The organism is Janthinobacterium fluminis (genome assembly GCF_028595325.1).
Lineage (GTDB): Bacteria > Pseudomonadota > Gammaproteobacteria > Burkholderiales > Burkholderiaceae_D > Janthinobacterium > Janthinobacterium fluminis.
In genome coordinates, this window is the sequence record NZ_JAQQXR010000003.1 from 337,984 (window position 1) to 363,440 (window position 25,457).

At 72.2% G+C, this 25,457-nt stretch carries 13 protein-coding genes; 9 read left to right on the top strand and 4 right to left on the bottom strand.

Annotation, left to right across the window (positions count from 1 at the left end; all coding sequences use genetic code 11):
• Positions 1 to 235 precede the first annotated feature (235 nt).
• Positions 236 to 406, top strand: coding sequence for a hypothetical protein (locus OIK44_RS10215; RefSeq protein WP_273670636.1), 171 nt, complete (start codon positions 236 to 238; stop codon positions 404 to 406).
• 181 nt (positions 407 to 587) lie between these two features.
• On the opposite strand, the gene OIK44_RS10220 is transcribed toward OIK44_RS10215, so the two are convergent.
• From OIK44_RS10220 to OIK44_RS10235, 4 genes are all read right to left on the bottom strand, one after another.
• The gene (locus OIK44_RS10220) at positions 588 to 1,184 is read right to left on the bottom strand and encodes a UbiX family flavin prenyltransferase (protein WP_273670637.1); all 597 of its coding nucleotides are present in this window, start codon (positions 1,182 to 1,184) and stop codon (positions 588 to 590) included.
• Positions 1,177 to 1,488: a Grx4 family monothiol glutaredoxin gene (grxD, locus tag OIK44_RS10225; RefSeq protein WP_273670638.1), complete on the bottom strand. Its 312-nt coding sequence runs from the start codon at positions 1,486 to 1,488 to the stop codon at positions 1,177 to 1,179. The genes OIK44_RS10220 and grxD overlap by 8 nt, the downstream gene beginning before the upstream one ends.
• Positions 1,489 to 1,656: 168 nt before the next feature.
• Positions 1,657 to 4,002, bottom strand: coding sequence for a Tex family protein (locus tag OIK44_RS10230; protein WP_273670639.1), 2,346 nt, complete (start codon positions 4,000 to 4,002; stop codon positions 1,657 to 1,659).
• Positions 4,003 to 4,105: 103 nt separating this feature from the next.
• A complete protein-coding gene (locus tag OIK44_RS10235; RefSeq protein WP_273670640.1) occupies positions 4,106 to 4,468 on the bottom strand; it encodes a hypothetical protein in 363 nt (120 codons plus the stop codon).
• A 243-nt stretch (positions 4,469 to 4,711) separates the two neighbouring features.
• On the opposite strand from OIK44_RS10235, the gene OIK44_RS10240 reads away from it, so the two are divergent.
• The 8 genes from OIK44_RS10240 (at position 4,712) to OIK44_RS10275 (ending at position 25,453) form a co-directional block, all read left to right on the top strand.
• The gene (locus tag OIK44_RS10240; protein ID WP_273670641.1) at positions 4,712 to 5,377 is read left to right on the top strand and encodes a TonB family protein; all 666 of its coding nucleotides are present in this window, start codon (positions 4,712 to 4,714) and stop codon (positions 5,375 to 5,377) included.
• 4 nt (positions 5,378 to 5,381) lie between these two features.
• Positions 5,382 to 5,939 carry an RNA polymerase sigma factor gene (locus OIK44_RS10245; RefSeq protein ID WP_273670642.1) on the top strand — a complete coding sequence of 186 codons (558 nt, stop codon included), beginning with the start codon at positions 5,382 to 5,384 and terminating at the stop codon, positions 5,937 to 5,939.
• A gap of 22 nt (positions 5,940 to 5,961) precedes the next feature.
• Entirely contained in the window at positions 5,962 to 6,903 is a 942-nt protein-coding gene (locus tag OIK44_RS10250; RefSeq protein ID WP_273670643.1) for a FecR family protein, read from the top strand.
• A gap of 181 nt (positions 6,904 to 7,084) precedes the next feature.
• Complete coding sequence (locus OIK44_RS10255; RefSeq protein WP_273670644.1) at positions 7,085 to 20,689, top strand: filamentous haemagglutinin family protein; 13,605 nt, start codon at positions 7,085 to 7,087, stop codon at positions 20,687 to 20,689.
• A gap of 152 nt (positions 20,690 to 20,841) precedes the next feature.
• Positions 20,842 to 22,467, top strand: coding sequence for a ShlB/FhaC/HecB family hemolysin secretion/activation protein (locus tag OIK44_RS10260; protein ID WP_273670645.1), 1,626 nt, complete (start codon positions 20,842 to 20,844; stop codon positions 22,465 to 22,467).
• A gap of 56 nt (positions 22,468 to 22,523) precedes the next feature.
• Positions 22,524 to 24,311 (top strand): DUF2341 domain-containing protein, encoded by a 1,788-nt coding sequence (locus OIK44_RS10265; RefSeq protein WP_273670646.1) that lies wholly within the window; start codon positions 22,524 to 22,526, stop codon positions 24,309 to 24,311.
• Positions 24,312 to 24,324: 13 nt separating this feature from the next.
• Positions 24,325 to 24,735: an ExbD/TolR family protein gene (locus OIK44_RS10270; protein ID WP_273670647.1), complete on the top strand. Its 411-nt coding sequence runs from the start codon at positions 24,325 to 24,327 to the stop codon at positions 24,733 to 24,735.
• Between the two features lie 10 nt (positions 24,736 to 24,745).
• Positions 24,746 to 25,453, top strand: a complete 708-nt coding sequence (locus OIK44_RS10275; RefSeq protein WP_273670648.1) for a TonB C-terminal domain-containing protein — start codon at positions 24,746 to 24,748, stop codon at positions 25,451 to 25,453.
• Positions 25,454 to 25,457: the final 4 nt, after the last annotated feature.

Below are 25,457 nucleotides of genomic sequence, written 5' to 3' on the forward strand. Positions count from 1 at the left end.
CCGGCAGGCAATAAAATGAACGTTGGCGCGGCCTTGTGTTTTGTCATGGCCGTGACATGAAACTGATGCACAATGAATCGCCGGACGCCCTTGCGCGTCGACCTTTCTGATATAAAACTGATATAAAACGCAAGGAAAAATACGCGAAATCAAATAGTGGCTCATAATCACATGAGTTTTAGCCGGGGCGCCCAGCCTTGCCATTTACTACGGAGCCGAGCATTTGAGCCGTCTTATGAAAAGTAATTACAGCAATACCGCGCAGCTAAAAGATTTGATGACCGTGCCACCGATGACCGCCGCCCAGCATGCGGAAGTGATGCGCAAGCGCATAGCCCACCGCCGCATGGTGGAGGAGGCCAGGGATTTGAAGCACGCCAGCGGCACGCAGTTCGAGAAGCGCTGACGGGCAAGCTGGTAGCAAGCGTATTGTGTCTTTGCCGACGGGCTGAACCGTCGGCGGCGACAGTGTCGGCCCGCGTCCGGGGCGATACGGCGCCGTAAACCGCCCGAGGCCGTCCGGCCCGCGGCATGAATCAGCACTTGAGCCAGCCAGCCATACCGCCAGCCCGCTCGGGCCCCTTCCCCTATTCCTCCGCGGCGCGGGCCTTCAGGCCGGTCCAGCGCGGCGCCAGGCCATGCTCGATGCCAAACAAGTCGATGACACGGGCCAGCGTATGGTCGACCATGTCCGCCATGCTTTGGGGGTGGTGGTAAAAGCTCGGCAGCGGCGGGAAGATGATGCCGCCCATTTCCGTGACGGCCGTCATATTGCGCAGGTGCGCCAGGTTGAAGGGGGTTTCGCGCACCATCAGCACGAGGCGGCGGCGCTCCTTGAGCACGACGTCGGCGGCGCGGGCGATCAGATTGTCGGAAAAGCCATGCGCGACCGAGGCCAGGGTCTTCATCGAACAGGGCGCGACGACCATGCCGTCGGACTGGAAGGAGCCGCTGGCGATGGCGGCGCCGACGTCGCGCAGCTTGTGCACGACATGGGCCAGCGCCTCGACCTCCTTGCGCTGCAGGCCGGTTTCCTGGTGCAGCGTCAGCACGGCGGCGTCGGACAAAACCAGATGCGTCTCGACGCCGGGGATGGCGCCGAGCAGTTGCAGCAGACGCACGCCATACACGGCGCCGGTGGCGCCCGTGATGGCGACGATCAGCCGCTGCGGCCTATCAGGCATCCAGCAGGGTCTTCAGTTCGCCGGATTCGAACATTTCATTCATGATGTCGGAACCGCCGATGAACTCGCCCTTGATGTAAAGCTGGGGAATGGTTGGCCAGTTCGAGTATTCCTTGATGCCCTGGCGCACTTCCGGGTCGTCCAGCACGTTGACGGTGGCGATGTTTTCCACGCCGCAAGCCTTCAGGATCTGAATGGCGCGGCCGGAGAAGCCACACTGCGGGAACTGGGCGGTGCCCTTCATGAACAGGACGACAGGCGTGCCCGTCACGGTTTCTTTGATCCAGGTTTGTACGTCGCTCATGGCTACCTCGTGTGGTGAAAAAAATTAGATGCCGATATTGTAAACCAGAAGCGCGAAGCTGGGGACAAGCCGGGGACAGACCACGATTTTCGAGCAATCAAAGCCGGGGACAGACCACAATTTTTGAGAAATATTTTCTCAAAAATTGTGGTCTGTCCCCAAGGCGCCCTAGCCGCGCAGCTTGGCGAAGGCCGCCGCCATGCTGCCGCCCGGCGCCGCCGCCGGACGGCTCTGCTGGTGCTGGGCCATGCTGCGGCGGTCGTTGCGGTCGCCGCGCTGCTCCGGCTTGGCGCCGGCCTGCGGCGCGCTGTCCGTCAGGCGCATCGTCAGCGCGATGCGCTTGCGCTTTTCGTCCACTTCCAGCACTTTCACGCGCACCACCTGGCCCGCCTTGACGACCGTGTGCGGGTCCTTGACGAAGGTGTTCGACAGCGCCGAGATGTGCACCAGGCCGTCCTGGTGCACGCCGATGTCGACAAAGGCGCCGAAGGCGGCGACGTTGGTGACGACGCCTTCAAGGATCATGTCCGGACGCAGGTCGCGGATTTCCTCGACGCCTTCCTTGAAGGTGGCCGTGGTGAATTCGGGGCGCGGATCGCGGCCCGGTTTTTCCAGTTCCTTGAGGATGTCGCTGATGGTCGGCACGCCGAATTTTTCGTCGGCGTACTTGGCCGGGTTGAGCGTCTTCAGCAGCGCCGTTTCGCCGATGACGGCCTGGATGTCTTTCTTGATGTCGGCGAGGATCTTCTCCACCAGCGGATACGATTCCGGGTGCACGGCCGAGGCGTCCAGCGGATTGTCGCCGCCCATCACGCGCAGGAAGCCGGCGGCCTGCTCGAAGGTCTTCTCGCCCAGGCGCGGCACGGCTTTCAGCGCCGCGCGCGAGGTGAAGGCGCCCTTCATGTCGCGGTAATTGACGATGCTCTGCGCCACGCTGGAGGACAGGCCGGAGACGCGCGCCAGCAGCGGCGCCGAGGCCGTGTTGACGTCGACGCCGACGGCGTTCACGCAGTCCTCGACGACGGCGTCGAGCGAGCGCGCCAGCTGGGTCTGGCCGACGTCGTGCTGGTACTGGCCGACGCCGATGGATTTCGGGTCGATCTTGACCAGCTCGGCCAGCGGGTCTTGCAGGCGGCGGGCGATCGAGACGGCGCCGCGCAGCGACACGTCCATGTCGGGCAGTTCGCGCGAGGCGAATTCGGACGCCGAGTACACCGAGGCGCCCGCCTCGGAAACGACGATCTTGCTCATCTTCTGTTCCGGGTGCTGCTTGATCAGGTCCTGCGCCAGCTTGTCCGTTTCGCGCGAGGCGGTGCCGTTGCCGATCGAGATCAGCGAGACGTTGTGCTTGGCGGCCAGGCGGCCCAGCGTGTGCAGCGAACCGTCCCAGTCGTTCTTCGGCTGGTGCGGGTAGATCACGGCCGTGTCGACGACCTTGCCGGTGGCGTCGACGACGGCCACCTTGACGCCGGTGCGCAGGCCGGGGTCGAGGCCCATGGTGGCGCGCTGGCCGGCCGGCGCGGCCAGCAGCAGCGCCTTCAGGTTGGTGGCGAAGACGTTGATCGCGTCCAGCTCGGCGCGTTCGCGCAGCGCGCCCATCAGTTCGGTTTCCAGGTGCATGAAGCTCTTCACGCGCCAGGTCCAGCGGGCCGTGTCGGCCAGCCACTTGTCGGCCGGGCGGCCCTGGTTCTTGATGCCGAAACGGGCGGCGATGCGGCCTTCGCAGGGGTTGTGCGGCGCGTCCCATTTCGGCTTCTCGGCCTCCGTGTCGAGGCGCAGCGTGACGTCGAGGATCTGCTCGCGGCGGCCGCGCAGCAGGGCCAGGGCGCGGTGCGAGGGCACGGTGCCGATGGTTTCCGAGTAGTCGAAGTAGTCGGCGAATTTTTCGCCCTCGTCCTGCTTGCCCTCGACCACTTTCGATTCGACGATGCCGTGCTCCTGCACGTACTCGCGCAGCGCCTGCAGCAGCGTGGCGTCCTCGGCGAAGCGCTCCATGAGGATCTGGCGGGCGCCGTCCAGCGCCGCCTTGGTGTCGGCCACGCCGGGGTTGTTGCCGTCGGCCGAGGTGAAGGCTTCGCGCAGGAACTTGGCGGCCTCCACTTCCGGCTGCTGCCCGGGGTCGGCCAGCAGGCCCTCGGCCAGCGGCGCCAGGCCCGCCTCGATGGCGATCTGCGCCTTGGTGCGGCGCTTCTGCTTGTAGGGCAGGTACAGGTCTTCCAGGCGGGTCTTGTCTTCGGCGTGCATGACGGCGTCGAGCAGCTCCGGCGTCATCTTGTTCTGTTCGGTGATCGAGGCGACGATGGCGGCGCGGCGCTCTTCCAGCTCGCGTAGGTAGCGCAGGCGCTCTTCCAGCAGGCGCAGCTGGATGTCGTCCAGGCCGCCGGTGGCTTCCTTGCGGTAGCGGGCGATGAAGGGCACGGTGGCGCCCTCGTCGAGCAGGGCGATGGCGGCGGCGACTTGCACCGGCTTGGCGGCAAGTTCAAGGGCGAGACGTTGTTCGATAGAGGGCAGCATGGCGTTTTCCAAAGCGGTCAAGCGTGGAATGATACGCAATCGGCGCGAATGCGCCAGTCTTGACAGCGCAATAGGACTGTGGTTCCGCCGCCCGCCCGGCGGTTTACGGCCGCCGCGGCAGCACCGGCGCGGCCGGCGGCGGCGCCGGCCGCTGCGCCTGCACCGAGGTGCCGAACGTGTTGCCCATGCGGTGGCTGGTGGCCGACCAGTTGAACAGGCCCAGCTGGTTCGACGGCCGCTGCGCGATCGCCTCCGCCGCCATGCCGGCTTGCGGCGGCGCCGGCCGGGCCTTGGCCGGCGCCGGCAGCAGCTTTTCGCTCAGGCAGGACAGCGACTGCGTGCGCACGCCGTTGACTTCGACCTCGACGCAGCCGGCGCCCGGCTCGGGCGCGGGCGGCGGTTCCGGCGCGGCGGCGGCCAGATGGGCGGCGGCGGCGAGCACGGCAAACAATGGCCAGTGGCGCATGGAGGGCTCCTGTCGGTGGGGTGGCGTAACGCTTCAGTGTAGCAAATCTTTATGTCGCGAACATGACATAAAGTAAACCTTGCATGTCATACAGCCGTCATGTGGCGGCGCTACTATCCGGCCTTGCGACACCACGTCCGCATCGCAGCACGCGGCGCGTCTGGCTATTCACGTTCTCCCCCGTTGATCCCCTGGAAAATGACACGAACGACACGAACAAGGGCAAGCTGCGCCGCGGTGGCAATGTCGGCACGCCTGCTGATGGGCTCTTTGATGGCGGTGGCGCAACTGGTGTATGCCGGCCCCGCCGACGGGCCGGAAGCGGCGCCGGCGCAGCGCTTCGATCTGCCGGCGCAAGGGCTGGACGCGGCGCTGGTGGCCTTCGGCGAGTTGACCGGCTATTCCGTGCTGGTCAGCAGCACGCTGGCGGCCGGCCGCCAGTCGGCCGCCGTGCACGGCCAGTTCGCGCCGCGCGAAGCGTTGCAGCGCCTGCTGGCCGGCACCGAGCTGGACACCCGCTACGCCGGCGCGAAGGCGTTCACGCTGGCGCCCGCCGCGCCCGCGTCCGCGCCGGCCGCCGCCGGCCAGCCCCGCGCCGGCCTGGGCGCGTATGCGGCCGTGCTGCAAACGTCGATCACGCGCGCCCTGTGCCGGCTGCAGCCGGAAGCCTTCGGCCGCTACCGCGTCGCCTTCCAGCTGTGGCTGGACGAGGCCGGCCTGGTGCGCGACGCCCGCCTGCTCGAATCGAGCGGCGTGCCGCAGCGCGACGGCGCCCTGCTGCAGCGCATGCGCGCGCTGCTCATGGACGCGGCGCCGCCGCCCGGCCTGGCGCAGCCGCTGACGATCTTGCTGACGCCGCGCCCGGACCCGGGCGCCGACTGCCGGCCCTTCCTGCCGGCGACGGGCTGAGACGATGCCGGATTCGCTGAAAGCCTCGCTGCGCGCGCTGTTCCTGGAGCGCTACGCCCAGTTCCGCAGGCATTTGCAGGTGCGCCTGGGCTCGGAAGACCTGGCCAACGACGCGCTGCATGAAACCTATCTGCGCGTCGAGCGCATGAGCGCGCCGGAAAGCATCAGCTACCCGTCGGCCTACCTGTTGCGCATCGCCCTCAACATCGCCGAGGACCAGCGCCGCGACCAGGCGCGCCTGCTCAGCGTGCCCGATATCGAGGAGTTGTACGAACTGGCCGACGAGCTGGCCGACCCGGCCCGCACCGTCGCCGCCCGCGCCGAACTGGCGGCGCTCGAGCAGGCGCTGCAGGAACTGCCGCGGCGCCGCCGCGCCATCGTCGTGCTGGCCCGCGTCGACGAGATGGCGCACCGCGACATCGCCGCCCGCTTCGGCGTCTCGCTGCGCACCGTCGAGAAGGAATTGCGCGCCGGCCTGGAACACTGCTGCGCGCGGCTGGGGCGGGATTTCATCCAGCGCTTCGGTCCCGGCGCCGCAAAACCGTCTAAGCAACATGACTGAGAAATTCAAGGTGGATCCCGCTATGCGCGCAATTGAACGGCAGGCCCAGGCCTGGGTGGTGCGGCTCGACTCCGGCCAGGCGACGGAGGATGACGCGCGCGCGTTCCGGCGCTGGTGCGCGCACAGCCGCGCGCACGCGTCGGCCTTCGGCCGCGCCCGCGCCGTGTGGACGGCGATGGCGCCGGCGGCGCGCGCCGTCGCGCAGCGCGAACGCCGCGCCGAGGCGGCGGCGTCGGCCAAGCCCGGCCGCCGCGCCTTCCTCGGCGGCGCCGTCGCCGCCTCGCTGGCCTACCTGGTGGCGCGCCCGCCGCTGCAGCTGTGGCCGTCCGCGGCGGAGTGGGCGGCTGACTACCGCACCGGCACCGGCGAGCAGCGCGAGGTGGCGCTGGCCGACGGCGTGCTGGTGCAGATGAACACCCAGACGCGCCTGGACGTCGGCGCCCGCCGCGACGGTCGGGCGGCGCTGGAGCTGCTGGCCGGCGAGGCCGAGTTCCAGGCCGGCCTGCGCGGCGCCACCGGGGTGCGCGTGGCCGCCGGCGGCGGCGCCGTGACGGCCGCCAGCGCCCGCTTCAACATCCGCCACACGGGCGCCGCCGTGTGCGTCACCTGCCTGGCCGGGCGGCTGCGCGTGGCGCGGGCCGGCGACGACGCCGAGCTGGGCGCCGGCCAGCAGCTCAGCTACGGCCCGGACGGCTTCGGCATGACGCTGGCGGCCGACGCCGCCGCCGTCAGCGCCTGGCGCCAGCGCGTGCTGGTGTTCCGCCAGGCGACGCTGGCCGAGGTCGTGGCCGAGGTCAACCGCTACCGGCCCGGCAAGCTGATCTTGCGCCGCGACGCGCTGGCCGGCCACCGGGTGCAGGCCCGCGTCTCGCTCGACCGCCTCGACGACGTCATCGGCCTGATCCGCGACGCCTACGGCGCCGCCGTCACGCGCCTGCCGGGCGGCATCGTGCTGCTCGGCTGACGGGCTGGCGCCGCCCTCGCCCGCGGCAATTTTATGACATTTTGATGACCTCCTGCAGTCCCGCCCCGCCACTTCCGTCAAAGCAGCCGGAAGCCGCGCCAGGCCGCTTCGCGGTGCGCCGTTGCGGCCGCCGCGGCGCCGCGCGATATCGGTCAGCAGAACATCACAAGGAAATGTCTCCATGCAGCGAAGCAAGTCGGTCAAGATGCACCACACCTCCTCCGTCCCATGTGAACGGGATGCCGCGCCGGCGCGGACGCCGCGCCTGAAACCGCTGGCGCTGGCCGCCGCGCTGCTGCTGGCCAGCGGCGGCGGCCAGGCCCAGCAGGCGTTCAGCAGCGCCTGGTTCGCCGGCAAGGGCGTGCAACAGGGCGCCGCCGCCAGCAGCGGCCGCCTGCCGAACGGCCAGCCGGCGGCGGCGCTGAACAATCCGCAGGCGCAGCAGCAGCGCGCCAACGGCCAGTTGCAGCAGTCGCTGAACAATCTGCTGCTGGCCGCGCGCGGCATCGCCGCCGAACAGGCCGTGCAGGCGGCCGCGCGGCAGGCGGCGCCGGCCGGCGCCGGCGCGCCCGACGGCCTGGTCCAGGGCGGCTTGCGGGTCGACACGAACAGCCTGACGGCGGGCTGGCTCAACGCCAAGGCGCCGGTGCAGACCGAGGCCGGCGGCAAGACCGTCGTCAGCGTCGCGCAGACGGCCGAGAAGGCGATACTGAACTGGGAAAGCTTCAACGTCGGCAAGAACACGACGCTGCAGTTCGAGCAGAAGTCGAACTGGGCCGTGCTGAACCGCGTCAACGACCCGCTGGCCCGCCCCAGCCAGATCCAGGGCCAGATCAAGGCCGACGGCACGGTGATGATCGTCAACCGCAACGGCATCGTGTTTGCCGGCGGCAGCCAGGTCGACACGCGCAACCTGGCGGCCGCCGCGATGGGCATGAGCGACAGCCAGTTCGACGCCGGCCTGTACGGCAAGGCGCTGGGCAACGGCACCGTGCCGACCTTCGCCAACGCGCTGGCGCTGGCCGCCAAGGACTACAGCTACGGCAAGGCCGAGGCCGACGTCGTCGTCGCGGCCGGCGCCCGCATCGACACGCGCAAGCCGCAAACGGTGACGGAGGGCGGCGGCTATGTGCTGCTGGCCGGACGCGCCGTCGAGAACGCCGGCGCGATCAGCACGCCGAACGGCCAGACCACGCTGGCGGCCGGCGACGCCCTCATCGTGCGCAAGGGCATGGGCACGGAGACGAACCAGTATTCGAGCACGCGCGGCAACGAGGTGGCGCCGCTGCTGAAGGCCGGCGGCGCCGCCGGCGCCGTCGTCAACAGCGGCTTGATCCAGGCCGGCGGCGGCGACATCACCTTGAGCGGCAACGCCGTGCGCCAGGACGGCGTGCTCGTTTCGAGCAGCTCCGTGAACGGCCGCGGCAGCATCCACCTGGCCGGCGCCGGCGCCGACGCCAGCGTCACGCTGGGGCGCGGCAGCGTCAGCGCCGTGGTCCTCGACGACAACGGCGCCAGCGCCCTCGACGTCCAGCGCGAGACGCTGCTCAAGGAGTCCGCCAAGAGCGCCGAGGGGATACTGGAGCGGCGCGACCGCTCGCTGCTGCGCATCGCCTCGGCCGGCGACGTCGTCTTCGACGGCGACTCGCTGACGCTGGCCACGGGCGGCCAGGTGCTGGTCGACGCCGGCCGCCGCAGCCACGTGGCGCGCGGCGCCGTCATCGACGTCGCCGGCGCCGTCGGCGTCCGGGTGGCGATGGCGGCCAACAATGTGCTGGTCAACGTGCAGGGCAACGAGCAGCGCGACGCGCCCGGCAGCCGCGACGCCAAGTACCTGAACAACAGCGACGTCTGGGTCGACCGCCGCGAGCTGGTGCTGGTGCCGGCCGGCAGCAACGGCTATCCGACGGACCGCTGGTACACGGCCGGCGGCCTGCTCGAAGTGAGCGGCTACCTGAACACCAGCGGCCACGGCATCGGCGAATGGGCGGCCCAGGGCGGCACCGTCGCCTTCGGCGGCGCGGAACTGGTGACGCAGGCCGGTTCGCGCATCAACGTCGCCGGCGGTTCGCTGGACGTGCAGACGGGCCTGGTCAAGCAGACCTGGCTGAAGGGCGCCGACGGCCAGACCTACAAGCTGGGCACGGCGCCCGGCGACAATCTGTACACGGGCTTGTACCGGGGCTTCGAGAGCGCCCACGCGCGCTGGGGCGCGAACACGACGGAGGTCTACGCCAACCCCCTGGTGGCGCCGCGCGAACGCCTGGAGAACGGCTACACGGTGGGCCGCGACGCCGGCCGCGTCGTCGTCGCCACCGGCGCCGCCGTGCTGGAGGGCGACATCGACACGGCCGTGTTCCAGGGCGAGCGCCAGCAGCGCAAGCGCGACGCCGGCCAGGACGGCTACCGGCAGGCGCAGACGGCCGCCGCCCGCGCCGGCCAACTGCTCATCGGCAAGATCACGCCCATCTTCGACCCCAAGGCCGGCCTGCTGCGCGACAGCGTCGAAGCCGTGCTGAAGGAGGTCGAGATCGGCAAGGTGGCGGCGCTGGCGGACGGCTTGCTGCTGGCCGAGGCGCTGCCGGCGGAACGGCGCGGCGCGCTGCGGCTGGACGCGGGCTGGTTGAACGGCCTGCAGCTGGGCGCGCTCGCCGTCTACGCCTCCGAGCGCCTCGGCGTCGGCGCCGCGCTGCGCGTGGCCGACGGCGGCGCCATCGCGCTGCACGCCGGCGACGTGGCGCTGGACGCCGACCTGGTGGCGCGCGGCGGCGGCATCGCCGCCGGCAACCTGGCGCCGCGCTACAACCCGGCCGGCGCCGGCGTCTGGACCGACACGCCGGTGGCGCCGGCCGGCCCGGCCGGCGTGCGCGTGGCGCCCGGCGTGCGCCTGGACGCGCGCGGCGTGTGGAGCAACCTGGCGCTGGAGCCCGGCGCCGGCGCCGGCTTGCCGTATGTGGACGGCGGCGCCGTCAGCCTGCTCAGTTCGGGCAACATCACGCTGGCCGCCGGCAGCGTCATCGACGTCTCGTCCGGCGCCGCGCTGATGGGCAACGGCGCGCTGCAGGGCGGGCGCGGCGGCGACATCACGCTGGCCGTCGACATGCCGCGCGACAAGGCGCCGACGGGCGCCACGCTCAAGCTCGACGGCGAGCTGCGCGGCCACGGCGTCAAGGGCGGCGGCCGCCTCGTCATCGAGAACGGCAGCGCCGTCAGCGTCGGCGGCAAGCTGCTCGGCGGCGGCAACGTGCTGGCCGCCGGCGCCAGCGCCGGCGTCAATTTGCGCCTGGCCGACGAGCTGCTGATCGCCAAGGGCGAGAAAATCCCCTTCGACTTCGCGCTGACCGTCACGGTCATCAAGCCGGGCCTGACGCTGGGCGGCCCGCTGGAGGCGGACGTGACGCCGCAAAAGCCGCTGACGCTGGGCGCGCCCCTGCTGCTGCCGGCGGGCGCCTATGTATCGCTGGGCAACAACGGCTATTTCCAGGAGGGCGAGGTGGTGCCGGCCGGCAGCGTGGTGACGCAGATGGGCGGCCTGGGCGCCGGCTTCCTGGTCAGCGCCGAGGTCTTCCCGGGAGGCATTCCGGTGGCGCCGCTGACGACGCGCTACGCGGCCGGCGGCATCGCCGCCGACGATCTCCGCCTGCCGGCCGGCAGCGTGATGCCGGCCGGCGCGACGCTGCCGCGCGCCGTCGCCGTCCAGCCCCTGCTGGCGCTGGACGCCGGGCTGTTCCAGAGCGGCTTCGCCGGCTACGCCGTGACGGGCCGCGACGGCCTCGCCGTCGTCGACGGCGCCCGCATCGCCGTGGCGATGCCGCTGCTGCGCCTGAACGGCGCGGCCGGCCGCGCCCTTGCCGGCGGCGCCGAGCCGGGCGCCGCGCTGGAATTGTGGATGCCCGAGCTGTACCAGCACGACCCGCGCAAGGGCCGCCTGGCGCAGCGCGCCGGCGCCGACCTGGCGCTGACGGCCGGCAGCCCGCTGTCGCAGGCGCCGCTGGCGCTGGGCGGCGCGGCCGTCGTCGGCGTCGACCCGGGCCGCCAGATCACGCTGACGGGCACCGGCCAGATCAGCATCGACGGCCGGCTCGACGCCTGGGGCGGCAAGATCGCCGTGTTGCCCGGCACCCTGGGCGCGGGCATCGACGTCAACCTGCCGAACGGCAAGGGGCAGGCGACCTCGATCTGGATCGGCGCCGGCGCCGTGCTCGACGTGGCCGGCCGCGCCAGCGTCGCCCTGGACGCCCGCGGCGGCCGCTACGGCCGCGCCGACGGCGGCGGCAGCATCGAGATCGGCGCCCGCTACAAGGCCGACGCCGCCAGCGTCGACGCCGCCGACGCCTTTGTCGTGGTGCGCCCCGGCGCCCGCCTCGACGCCAGCGGCGCGGCGGCGACGCTGGACCTGGCCGGCCTGGGCGCCACGGCCGTCGCCGGCAACGGCGGCTTGATCGCCCTCAGCTCCTACAACGGCATCTTCGCCGACGGCAGCCTGCGCGCCGCCGCCGGCGGCGCCGGCGCGGCCGGCGGCACGCTGGCGCTGGCGCTGGACACGCCGAACTACGGCCAGGTGACGCGCTACACGATGGAGGGCGAGGCCGTCGACAACGCCGTGCGCCTGCCGCGCGAACTGCGGCTGGTCCAGGCGCAGGGCGACAGCGCCCTGCCTGCCGGCCTGCGCGCGGGCCAGGGGGACGCGGCGCTGCGCTACGGCAGCGCGCGGCTGGGCGCCGACCGGGTCCAGGCCGGCGGCTTCGACAACCTGGCCCTGCACGTCAACGGCCTGATCAGCTTCGACGGCGACCTCAGCCTGTCGCTCGGCCAGAGCCTGCGCCTGAACGCCAGCGCGCTGGCGCTGGCGCCGCGCGGCGCCGCGGCCGGCCGCGCCAGCCAGATCCATCTGGCGGCGCCGTATGTGCGCCTGGGCGGCGCCGTCCGCCACCAGAAGGAGGACTACATCGTGCCGAACCCGGTGAACGGCTCGAAGAACGCCGGCAGCGGCGGTGGCACGCTGGGCGTGCCGCTGGTGGCGGCCGGCTCGCTGCTGCAGGTCGACGCCGCCATGATCGACGTCGCCGGCGTCGTCAACACGGGCGTGCGCGGCGAGATCGTCCACAACGGCGGCAAGCCGCTGGCCGTCGAGCGCGAAGCCTTCGAGCAGCTGACGCTGCGCAGCAGCGGCGACTTGCGCCTGTCGGGCAAGGCGGCCCTGTACGCGCCCGGCAACCTGACGCTGGCGGCCGCGCAAATCTACCCGGCCGCCGGCGACAGCGGCACGGTCAGCGTCGGCAAGATCAGCAGCGTCGGCCCCGGCGGCAATGTGCGCGTCACGCTCGACCCGCTGCGCACGCTCAGCATCGAGCGCAGCGGCACGGCCACGCCGGCGCAACCGTATTCCGCGTTCGGCAGCCTGACCCTGGTGGCGCCGACCATCAACCAGGGCGGCGTGCTGCGCGCGCCGCTGGGCCAGATCACGCTCGGCAGCGAGTTCTGGGAAGCCTACACGGGCCACGTCAATCTGCTGCCCGGCAGCCTGACCTCGGTCAGCGCGCAGGGCTTGCTGATGCCCTACGGCGGCACGCTGGACGGCCTGAGCTATCTGTACAACGGCCTCGACGTCGCCTTCAAGGGCGCCGGCAGCGGCCCCGACATCGCCCTGGTGGGCGCCGCCATCGACGTGCGCCGCGGCGCCGTGCTTGACCTGTCGGGCGGCGGCGCGCTGGCCGGCGCCGCCTTCCTGGCAGGGCGCGGCGGCTCCACGGACGCGCGCCTGAACCCGCTGGTGCAATTGCAGCCGAACGGCGGTTTCACGCTGCCCGGCCTGGCCAGCAACCCCGTCTACGCCATCGTTCCCGGCGCGCAGCCGGGCGCCGCGCCGCTGCTGGCGGAAAACGGCGCCGGCGACCCCGCCGTGGGGCGCCAGATCAGCATCGGCGCCGGCGTGCCCGGGCTGGCGGCCGGCACCTACACGCTGCTGCCGTCGAGCTTCGCGCTGCTGCCGGGCGCCTTCCGGGTCGAGCTGAACGGCCTGGCCGGCGCCGTCGCGGCCGGCACCACCGTGGCCATGCGCAACGGCTCCTTCGCCACGGCGGCGCAGACCGGCGTGGCCGGCACGGCCATCCGCGACGCCGTGCCCGGCCAGGCCATCCTGACGCCGGCCGCCGTGCTGCGCAGCTATTCGCAATACAATGAAATGGATTACGCCGCGTTCGCGCTGGCCCAGGCCGGCCGCGACGGCGTGCCGCGCGCCGCGCTGGAGCGCGACGCCAAGGACTTGCGCGTGCAACTGGTCGCCCCGGCGCTGCTCAGCGTCAAGGACAACGCCATGCCGCTGCGCATGGACGGCAGCACCCTGTACGCGCCGGTCGAGGGCGGCTACGGCGGCGGGCTGCTGCTGGGCAGCGGCGGCAACGAATCGACGCAGTACCACGTGCTGGCCGACGGCGCGGCGCCGCAGCGCGACTTCGCCGGCGTGTCTGTGCACGCCTCCCAGTTGAACGCCTTCGGCGCCCAGCGCATCGGCATCGGCGGCCTGCCGCGCGTCGCCTACAACGAATACCGGACCGGCAGCAACCAGCGCGCCAACGTCGCCCAGTTTGTCGGCTCGGCCGGCAAGATCGTGCTGCGCGGCGGCGCCGTGCTGAAGGCGGCCGAGGTGTTCCTGGCGACGGGGCGGGCGAACGGCGGCATCGTCGTCGAGCAGGGCGCCGGCATCAATACCCTGGGCCGCGGCAAGGCGGCCTGGGATTCCCGCGACGGCTATGTCTACCAGCCCAGCGGCAGCGTGCTGGCCGTCTCCAACGGCTGGCTGGATATGCTGGCGGCGCTGCCGCCCGTCAGCTCGTCCGACGGCCCGGGCGTCATCGACATCGGCGCCTGCGCGGCGCCCGGCGGCTGCGCCGGCGCGACCCAGTTGTATTCCGATGGCAGCATCGCCGCCATCACGGACCGCAGTTTCACGCTGCGCGACAATGTGCGCTACGGCACCCGCAACCTGGTGCTGGCGATGAGCGCGATCAACATCGGCGGCGAGGCGGCCCTGGCGGCGGCCGCCGCCCGCGGCGCCCTGCCGGACGGCCTGGCGCTGGACCAGGGCTTGCTCGACCGCCTGCTGCACGGCGACACCGGCAGCGGCGCGCCGGCGCTGGAAAACCTGGCGCTGACGGCGCGCAACTCCTTCAACTTCTACGACTCGGCGCAGCTGTCGACGATAGACCCGGCCACCGGCAAGTCCTCGCTGGCGCGCCTGGTGCTGAACACGCCGGCCATCTACGGCTACGGCGGCGCCGACGCGCTGGCGCGCATCCACACGGATACGCTGGTGTGGCAGGGCGCCAGCAACGCGGCCGGCGCCGTCGCCCGCGACGGCGCCGGCACCGGCAGCGGCCGCCTGCAGGTCGACGCCAGGCGCATCGAGTTCGGCTTCACGCCGGACAGCCGGCCCGACACCGTCCACAGCATGGAGCGGCTGGTGCTGGGCTTCGGCCAGGTGGCCTTGAACGCCAGCGAGCGCGTCACGGCCAACAACAAGGGCGCGCTGAACGTCTACCAGGTCCAGGGGCCGTGGGATGCGGCGCTGAAGGATTTCACCTATAGCGGCGGCGAGCTGCGCATCGATACGCCGCTGCTGACGGGGGCGGCCGGTTCCGTGAACCGCATCACGGCCGGCGGCGCCATCACTGTCGGCGCGCCGGCCGGCGCCGCCGCGCCGGCGCCGGACAATGCGGCGCTGGCCGGCGCGCTGGGCGCCGAACTGCTCCTGGCCGGCCGCAGCGTGGCGCTGGACACGGCCGTGGTGCTGCCCAGCGGCAAACTGACGCTGTCGGCCGAGCGCGACGTGCTGCTCGGCGGCGCCGCCAGGCTGGACCTGGCGGGCCGCAAGATCGATTTCTACGACACCAGCAAATACAGCTGGGGCGGCGACGTGGTCCTCGCCAGCCGGGCCGGCGACGTGCGCCAGGCGGCCGGCTCGACGCTCGACCTGTCGGCCGTGAACAACCGCGCCGGCAAGCTCAGCGTCACGGCCACGGGCGCGGGCGCCGGCAACGTCGACCTGCGCGGCACGCTGGCCGGCGGCGCCAGCGGCCACTACGACGCCGGCGGCACGGCGCTGCCCTTCGCCGCCGGCGGCGCCGACATCCGCGCCCAGCGCGTCGGCGACTTCGCCGACTTGAACCAGCGCCTCAACAGCGGCAAGCTGTTCGGCAGCCGCAGCTTCCAGCTCAAGCAGGGCGACCTGCGCATCGGCGACGAAGTGAAGGCGCGCGAAGTGAGCGTCTCCGTCGACGCCGGCCATTTGACGGTGGCCGGGCGCATCGACGCCAGCGGCGAGCAGGTCGGCAGCATCCGCCTGGCCGGCCGCGACGGCGTCACCATCAAGGCCGGCGCCGTGCTGGACGCTCACGGCAGCGTGCTGCGCACCGACAGCTACGGCCAGGTGATCGAGGCGCCGAACCGCGCCGTCGTCGACCTCAGCGCCGGCAACGGCCGCCTGACGCTGGAGGGCGGCGCCCGCCTGGACTTGCGCAGCGGCGAACAGGGCGGCCGCTACGGCAGCGTCGACCTGAACGCGCGCCGCCTCGGCGGCGACGACGTCGACATCGACGCCGGCGCCGCCCTGCGCATCGACGGCGCCCGCCACGTCAACGTCAACGCCTTCCGCCAGTACCGCGACGCGCCGGCCGGCGCCGCCGTGGACGCGGCCGGCCGCGCCTACCAAAGCATCGACCAGGCCTACCTGGACGCCCGGCACGCCGACAGCACGGCCTTCATCGGCAAGGCGCTGGCCAACGCCGGCCTGATGGACGGCAAGCTGAAGGGCTTGCGCGGCGACGCCGCCGCCTTCCACCTGCGCCCCGGCGTCGAGATCGTCAGCGCGGCGCCGGACGGCGACCTGCACATCGACGGCGACGTCGACCTGTCCGGCCAGCGCTACGCCGGCGTCAACCCGCAGGCGCAGCTGGGGGCCGCGCACGGCTCCGGCGAGGCGGGCGTGCTGCTGGTGCGCGCCGGCGGCAAGCTCAGCGTCTTCGGCAGCGTCAACGACGGCTTCGACGGCGCCGCCCTGCCGGCCACGCCGGACGACGTCGGCTGGGTGCTGCACAAGGGCCGCCTGCCCTGGGGCGGCGACCTCGTCGTGCCCCAGGCCGGCATGGTGACGCTGGCGCCGGGCACTTACTTCAAGTCCGGCCGGGCCCTCAATTACGACTTGCCGATGCGGCCCATGAAGCTGCGCGGCGGCACGCTGCTGGCGGTCCGCGCGACGCTGACGGCGCCGCTGACGCTGCCGGCCGGCAGCGTGCTGGGCGGCGCCGTGCGCCGGGCCGACGGCAGCGTGCTGCACGCGGCCGGCAGCGTCGTCGGCCAGGCGCTGACGCTGGCCGCCGGCACGCAGCTCGACGCCGGCCTGCGCCTGCCCGGCGCCGCCGGCGTGGCGGCGATGCTGTGGCCGGCCGGCGTCGCGCTGCCCTTCCCCGAGGGCCAGCCGCGCGACTGGTCGGACGGCCAGAACAAGCTCAACGGCGTGTTCCTGGCGTACGCCCTGGCGCTGGACAAGGGCGCCCTGCTGCCCAGCGAAACCTCGGTCAAGCTGCCCGGCGACGCCGCGCTGGTGCGGCTGCGCCCGGCCGACGGCGCCGGCCGCCAGGGCCGCAACTGGGCGCTGGCGCCCATGCTGGCCCAGGGTTCGCAGTCCTGGTCGCTGCGCCTCGTCAGCGGCGCCGACACGGCCGCCGCCGACCCGCGGGCGCTGCGCCCGCAGGCCCGCGACGCCCACCTGCAACTGGCCGACACCCACTACGGCATGGGTTTCGAGCGCACGCTGGTGCCCGGCACGGGCTTGCCGGGCCAGTATGTGTGGAACGAGCTGGCGACGGCCGAGGGCTTTGTGCCGGGCCAGTCCGTCAATCTGGACGACATCGGCGGCGAGGCCGAGGCCGAGCAGGGCTACTACGCGCGCATGCTGGACAAGGTCGGCGCCGAGTACAGCTATGAGGCCAAGCCGGTGCGGCAACAGCTGTTCAGCGTGCTGCGCACCGGCACCGGCGACCTCGACCTGCTGGCCGGCGGCGATTTCGACATGCGCTCGCTGTACGGCGTCTACACGGCCGGCAGCCAGTCCGCCGCGCCGCCGGGTGAGGCCGCGCAACGCTTCGACCTGCCGCGCGCGCGCCCCTGGGTCGGCGCGCTGGAGGGCCTGGGCTTGAGCGTGCTGGGCGGCTATGGCGGCAATTTCGAGCACCTCGTCAGCGGCGCCCAGAGCCTGTACCGGGCCTGGTATCCCGAGCACGGCGGCAACCTGCTGCTGCGCGCCCAGGGCGCCGTCAAGGGCGACACCCTGGGCGACAAGGCCGGCGGGCGCCGCGCCGAAGCCTTCGGCTACCTGCGCGACCACCTCGACAGCAGCGCCATCGGCAGCTGGTTGTGGCGCCAGGGCTCGGGCAGCACGGGCGGCGGCGTGCCGACGGCCTGGTGGATCAACTTCGGCACCTATGTGCCTAGCACCGACAGCAACAATCTGTACAGCGGGACGCCCTTCCTGACGGGCTTCACCGGCATCGGCACCCTGGGCGGCGGCAACCTGCTGCTGCAGGCCGGCGGCGACGCCGGCATGCTGGAGTCGCGCGCCGACCCGGCCGGCAGCAACGCCCTGCGCAGCCAGGGTTTGAACGTGGCCGTCGCCAGCACCGGCCGGGTGACGCCGGACGGCACGCTGTGGCTGACGGGCGGCGGCGACCTCGACATCCGCGTCGGCGGCGCCCTCAACCCGGTGGCCGAGGTGCGCATGTTCGCCGCCGACTCCGACGCCGGCAACGCGCGTCTGCGCATGGATAGCCAGAAACTCAGCCTGAACGGCACCTTCACCAATCTGCGCGGCGCGCTGCGCCTGGAGGCCGGCGCCGTCGGCGGCGTCGAGCTGCGCTTCGACCGGGCCGACCCGAAGGAGTCGCGCCCGTATGCGACGTACACGGCGACGACGGCGATCGCCGGCGGCGGCCCCATGCTGGTGCCGGGCGACAGCGGCGTGCGCCTGGACGCCCGCGGCGACCTGGTGCTGGGCGGCGCCGCCGACGCCGGCCGCGTGCACCTGTATAACAACGGCACGCCCTTCAGCTACCGCGGCCAGGATTACGGCGGCGAGGGCTGGAGCTGGTTCTCGCTGTGGACGCCGGCCACGGCGATCGACCTGTTCAGCGCCGGCGGCCACCTGACGCCGACCTCGGCCTGGAGCGGCAATCAGCCGAGCAGCAACGCGGCGGCCTCGGACGGCCGCTTCCTGATGCCGTCCGTGCTGCGCGCCGTCGCCGCCAGCGGCAATCTGTACTATGGCAACGCCAGCCTGGGCATCTTGAACAACTCGGCCGTGGCCGTGGTCAGCAACGGCGTGACGCTGGCGCCGGCGCCGGTGGCGCCGCAATTCGTGCGCGCCGGCACCGGCCAGCTGGAAATGCTGGCGGCCGGCTCGATCTACGCGGCTGGCCTGCCGATCACCCAGTCGGGCGCCGACCCGCGGCGCCTGCCCAGCCCCTTCAATCCGGGCTTCCTCGGCGCCCTCGGCAAGACTTGGTTCGGCCCCCTGCCCCTGCACAATCTGCACCCCGACGCGCTGGCGCCGGCCGCGCTGTACAACTTCGCCTTGAACGGCGGCGGCGGCGCCATCGGCCAGACCTATCCGCTGTTCAGCATGACGCCGCCGACGGCCTCGGACTACGCGCCGGCCGGCCAGCCGCCGGCGCGCTTCTACGCGGTCGGCGGCGACATCGTCGGCCTGCGCACGGGCAGCATCGTCTACCGCGGCGACTTGCCGGGCCGCCCGGCCGCGCGCGGCCTCTGGTACGAGGGCGGCGGCGCCGTCGCCGTGCGCGCCGGCCGCGACATCGTCAACGCCGGCAGCACCCTGGGCGAGCTGGAAGACGGGCCGGCGGAGGCCGGAGGCTGGGTCAACGTCGCCCTGTTCGGCAGGCCGGACCAGCCGCCCAAGCCCGTCAAGGACAACGGCATCTCGGCCCGCGGCAACCTGATCGTCCACCGCCACGCCGACGACGTCTCCGTCGTCAGCGCCGGACGCGACATCCGCTACAGCAGCTTCTACGTGGCCGGCCCCGGCCAGCTCGACGTCAGCGCCGGGCGCGACCTGTACATGGCCGACAAGGCCGAGCTGCGCAGCCTGGGCGCCATCGTCAACGTCGGCCCGGGCGGGCGCGACAGCGGCGCCGGCATCGCCGTGGCCGCCGGCGTCGGCCGCCACGGCCCCGATTACGCGGCCTTCGCGGCCCGCTACCTGGACCCGGCCAGGCTGGCCGACCCGGGCCGGCCGCTGGCCGGGCAGGCCGGCAGCGCCGTCTACGTGTACGGCGGCGAGCTGACGCTGGCCGGCTGGCTGCGCGGCCAGTTCGGCTACGCCGGCGACGCGGCCGGCGCGCCGGCCTTCCTGCAGGGCAAGCAGGGCGAGCTGGAGCAAGCCGGCCGGCAGAGCGGCGCCGTGCGGCGCGACCTGGCGCGCGAGTACCACCAGGCCAGCCAGTTGCACCTGGTGAACTGGCTGGGCGCCCGTTTCGGCGCCGGCAACGGCCTGGGCCTGCGCTACGACGGCGCCACGGACGCCCGCGCCTTCTTCGCCGCGCTGCCGGCCGAGCAGCAGCACGTGTATCTGCGCCAGCTCTATTACGCCGAGCTGAAGGCGGCCGGGCGCGAGTACAACGACCCGGACGGCGCGCGCCGCGGCAGTTATCTGCGCGGCCGCGAAGCCATCGCCACGCTGTTCCCGGCCCAGGACAGGCAGGGCGGCAAGCTCGACTACCGGGGCGATTTGACGATGTTCAGCAGCGCCCTGTACACCACCGGCATCGGCGAAAGCGCTTACACCAAGCGGCCGCTGCCGGGCGTGCGCTACCTCAGCCCGCAGGAATGGGCCGAGGCCGGCTATCCGACCTACGAGGTGGCCCGCGCCGTCGTCAACGACGCCGGCATCCACAGCGACTTCGGCGGCGACATCGGCGCGCTGGCGCCGGGCGGGCGCCTGCTCGTCGGCGTCGACGGCGGCTATCCGCCGGGCGAGGGCTCGGGCATCCTGACCCAGGGCAGCGGCGAGGTGCAGCTGTACGCCCAGGGCAGCATCCTGCTGGGCCAGAGCCGCATCTTCACCACCTTCGGCGGCAACATCCTGGCCTGGTCGGCCGGCGGCGACATCAACGCCGGCCGCGGCGTCAAGTCCACCGTCGTCTACACGCCGCAGCGCCGCCTGTACAACGACATCGGCCTGGTCAGCCTGTCGCCCAGCGCGCCGACGACGGGGGCCGGCATCGCCACGCTGAACCCGATCCCGGAGGTGCCGCCCGGCGACATCGACCTGATCGCCCCGCTCGGCACCATCGACGCCGGCGAGGCCGGCATCCGCGTCTCGGGCAACGTCAACCTGGCGGCGCTGCGGGTGGTCAACGCGGAAAACATCCAGGTGCAGGGCAAGGCCGCCGGCATGCCCGTCGTCGCCGCCGTCAACGTGGCCGCGCTCAGCAACGCCAGCGCGGCCGCCGGCCAAGCCGCCGGCGCGGCCCAGGAGGCGCTGCAGCGCGAACGGGCGGCCACGCGCCAGGCGCAGCCCTCGGTGTTCACGGTGCGGGTGCTGGGCTTCGGCGCCGAGGCCGGCGCCGAAGCCGACGCCGCGCTGCGCGGCGGCGAGCCGCAGGCCTCGCTCTACCGGCCGAAGGGCGTGGTGCAGGTGCTGGGCGCCGGCGAGCTGGCGGCGCCGCAGCTGCAGGCCCTGACGCCGGGCGAGCGGCGCGGTTTGCAGCCGTGAGGGGGGCGGGCGCGGGAGATTTATGAAGATTTGATGACAAACGACGGTCGCGGCGCGCGCCGGCCGTCTAGTCATGTGTACGCGGCGGCCGCAGGTGCGGTTGCCGTCGCGCCCTTGGGCGCAACGCCTTGATTTCGACGTGAGTGGACGATATGCATGATTTGAAGAAGCATTCGAAGGGCCGGGCCGGCAGCGCCCCGGCAGCGGGATTGAGCGCCCTGTGCCTGGCGCTGCTGGGCCTGCACGGCGGCGCGGCCGCCCAGGAGGCCGCGGCCGCCGATGCGGCGCGCAAGGTCGACATCAGCGAATACCTGGTGCGCGGCAACACCGTGCTGGACGCGGCCACCATCGAGCAAGCCGTCACGCCCTTCCTCGGGCCGGGGCGCACGCTCAAGGACGTCGAGGGCGCCCGCGACGCGCTGCTGGCGGCCTACCAGGCCAAGGGCTACCAATCCGTGTATGTCGACCTGCCCGAGCAGCAGGTCGAGCAGGGCCTGGTCTTGCTGCAGGTCAGCGAAACCAAGGTCGGGCGGGTGCGCGTCGTCGGCGCCCAGTACCACTCGCCGCTGGACGTGCGCCGCCAGGTGCCGGCCCTGCGGGAGGGCCAGGTGCCGGACTTCGCCCAGGCCCAGGTGGAACTGGGGGCGCTGAACCGCAACCCGAAGCGCCAGGTGATGCCGCTGGTGCGCCAGGGCGCGCTGCCGGGCAGCATGGACGTCGACTTGAAGGTGGACGACAGTAGCCCGTGGCGCGCCAGCGCCGGCCTGAACAACGACTACAGCGCCGACACGAAGAAGTTGCGCGCCTCGGCCTCCGTCGGCCACGACAATCTGTGGCAGCTGGGCCACAGCGCCTCGCTGAGCTTCTTCGGCACGCCCGGCGATTTGAACCAGACCCGGGTGTTTTCCGCCTCCTACTCTGCGCCCGTCGGCAAGGGCGGCTGGAGCGTCGAGGCGAACGCCTATGTCTCGAACAGCAACGTCGCCAGCACGGGCGGCACGGCCGTCGTCGGCCGCGGCCACGCGCTGGGCCTGAAGGCCAACTACACGGTGCCGGACACGGGCAGCTGGTGGCACAGCTTCAGCGCCGGCGTCGACTTCAAGGACAACCGCGAGGCCTTGACGCTGAACGGCAGCGGCACCAAGGTGCCGCTGAAGTATGTGCCGTTCACGCTGGCCTACACGGCTTACCGGCAGGCCGAGCGCGGCAACTACGGCTTCGGCCTGTCGCTGGTGACGGGCACGCGGGCTTCCTTCGGCTACGCCAGCGGCTGGCAGGAATTCGACGACAAGCGCTACAAGGCTTCGCCCAGCTTCCTCGTGCTCAAGGGCGACGCCAACGCCAGCTACAACTTCGACAACGGCGTCCAGCTGGGCGGCCGGGCCGCCTGGCAGATGGCCGACGCGCCGCTGGTGTCGGGCGAGCAGATGGCCGCCGGCGGCAGCAACACGGTGCGCGGCTACCTGTCGGCCGAGGCCACCGGCGACTACGGCGCCAGCGCCGCGCTGGAAGTGCGCAGCAAGCCGCTCGACTACCTCGGCTCCTGGGTCGAGAACTGGCGCGTCTACGCCTTCGCCGACGGCGCCCGCCTGCGCCTGCGCGACCCGATGGTCGAGCAGCACGACTTGTTCATGCTGGCCTCGGTCGGCGTGGGCAGCCATTTCCAGCTGGCGCGCTACCTGAACGGGCGCATCGATTTCGGCTACCCGCTGAAGCAGGGGCCGCGCACCAAGCGCCACGAGCGGCGCATCAATTTCAGCCTGACGGCCACGTACTGAGCCGACCTTTTCACCTGACTCATTTTTTCTAGACGATCTTTCGGAGAACCCCTGTTATGCGACGCATTCTTTACCTGCTCACCCTTCTGGGCGCGTTTTTGCCCGGCCTGGCCCACGCGTGGTGGCAGCCCGACTGGGCCTACCGCAAGCCCGTCACCGTCGATGCCGGCCCGAAGGCCGGCGCCGTCGGCGGCGACCCGGGGCGCATCCCCGTGCTGCTGCGCCTGCATTCGGGCAATTTCAATTTTGACGGCGTCAGCGACAGCGGCGCCGACCTGCGCTTCGTCGGCGCCGACGACAAGACGGTGCTGAACCACCACATCGAGCAATTCAATCCGCTGCTGGGCATCGCCCTGATCTGGATCGACGTGCCGGCCCTGACGGCGGCCGCGCCGCAGCAGTTGTGGATGTACTACGGCAATCCGAAGGCGCCCGCGTCCGGCAACGGCCAGCGCAGCTTCGACCCCGACTACACCCTGGTCTACCATTTCGCCGAGGCGGGCGTGCCGGCGCGCGACAGCACGGCCTACGGCAACAACAGCCAGAGCGCCGTCGCCGGCGCCGACACGGCCGTCATCGGCAAGGGCGCCAAGCTGGGCGGCGCGCCGCTGATGCTGCCGGCCTCGCCGTCGCTGGCGCTGGCCGCCGGCGCGCCGTTCACGCTGTCCGTCTGGGTCAAGCCGGACGCCCTGGGCGCCCAGCAGATCGTCTACGCGCGCCGCGACGGCGCCGCTGAATTCTTGGTCGGCATGGACCAGGGCGTGCCCTTCGTCCAGGTGAACGGCCAGCGCAGCAAGCCGGGCCAGCCGGTCCAGGCCGGCCAGTGGTCGCACCTGGCCGTGAAGGCCGACAAGAGCAGCGTCACGCTGTATGTGGCCGGCCGTCCGGCCGCGTCGCTGGCGACCGGCTTGCCGGCGTTGAACACGGCGGCCGCGCTGGGCGCCGACGTCGCCGCGACGGCCGCCGCGGCCGCCGCCGCGCCGCTGGCGCCGTTCGCCGGCGCCATCGACGAGCTGCGCCTGTCGCGCAGCGCCCGTCCCGACGCCCTGCTGCTGGCCGACGCCAGCGCCCAGGGTTCCGATTCGCGCCTGGCCGTGTTCGGCGCCGACGAGCAGCAAGCCGGCAAGAGCCATTTCGGCTTCATCATCGCCGCCATGCCGCTGGACGCCTGGGTCGTGGTGGTGCTGCTGGGCCTGATGATGGCGATCTCCTGGACCATCATGATCGGCAAGAGCCGCAGCTACGGCGCCATCGCCCGCGCCAACGGCGCCTTCATGCTGGCCTTCCGCGAGGCGGCCGGCGCGCCCCTCGACCAGCTGGCCCGCAGCAACAAGGTGGCCGCCGGCGTGCGCGCCGATTCCTCGCTGTGGCGCCTGTATGACGTGGCCATCGACGAAATGCGCCGCCGCCACGAGCGCGGCTACGACTTGAACGCCGTCTCCAACGCCACCATCAACGCCATCCGCGCGGCCATGGACGGGGTCATGGTGCGCGAGAGCGAGCGCATGTCCAAGCGCATGATCTGGCTGTCGACGACCATCGAGGGCGCGCCCTACGTCGGCCTGTTCGGCACCGTGATCGGCATCATGCTGGTGTTCGTCGTCGCGGCGATGGCCGGCGCCGTCGACATCAACTCGGTGGCGCCGGGCATGGCGGCGGCGCTGCTGTGCACCGCCGCCGGCCTCGGCGTGGCGATCCCGGCGCTGTTCGGCTACAACTGGCTGAGCTCCCGTTCCGACGCGATCCTCGCCGATATGGCCGTCTTCGTCGACGAATTCGCCACCCGGCTGGCCGAAGAACAGGGTGACGGCCGGCAGTTGCGCGCCGTCGCCCAGCACGCTTGAAAGGCGGATGACCATGGCAAACGCAGCCAAGTTCGGCCCGCGCAAGCGTAGCGGCGGCATCAACATCACGCCCTTCGTCGACGTGCTGCTGGTGGTGCTGGTGATTTTCATCCTCACCAGCAACGCCAGCATCCCCGGCATCAAGGTCGACCTGCCCAAGGCCAGCTCGGCGATGGCGCTGGAAAAACCGAAGACCAAGGCGATCACCATCGACAACGCCGGCCAGGTCTTCCTGGACGCCTATCCGGTCACGCTGGCGGAGCTGGAAGAGCGCCTGCGCACGGAAAAGGCGCTGACGCCGGACTTCCCGGTGATCGTGCGCGGCGACGCGGCGGTGCAGTACGCCAAGGTCGTCGAGGTGCTCGACCTGTTGCGGCGCATCGAGCTGAACCAGGTCGGCCTGGTGACCGGCAAGCCGGCATGAGGGGGGCAGCGTGAACCTTGAGTCGACGATTTCCGCCGGCGCGCCGGACGCGCGGCAATGGTGGCGCCGCTGGGGCGGCGCGGCCACCGGCATGGTCCTGGCCGGCGCGCTCGGCGCGCTGCTGTGGTACGCGCTGTCGGACACGGCCGCCACGCGCCGCGAAGTGGCCGTGCCGCCGATGCTGATGCTGCCGCCGCCGCCACCGCCGCCGCCCGAGCCGGAAAAACTGCCCGAGCCGACGCCGGAGAAGGCCGTGCCGGAAGTGGCCGAGCCGCAGCCCAGCCCGGTCGAGCGGCCGGCCGAAGACAGCCCGCCCAGCCCGCAGCAAGAGGCGGGCGACCCGGTGACCATGGACGGCGCCGCCCAGGCCGGCTCGGACGCCTTCGGCATCCAGGCCGGGCGCGGCGGCGGCATGACGGGCGGCGGCGGCGGGGGCGGCCTGGGCGGCGCCACCTACGGCCGCTATGTCGCCAACGCGCTGCAGCAGGCGTTCGCGCGCGACCCGCGCACCCGCCAGCTGGCCTTCAACGAGCTGCGCGTCGACCTGTGGCTGGACGCCGACGGCAAGACGGCGCGGGTGCAACTGGTGCAGGGCACCGGCAACGCCCAGACCGACGAGCTGGTGCTGGCGATGGTGCGCGACTTCCGCGCCGACGAGCGGCCGCCGGCCTCGCTGCGCTTTCCGGCGCGCACCTCGATCAAGGGGCGGCGGCCGTGAGCGG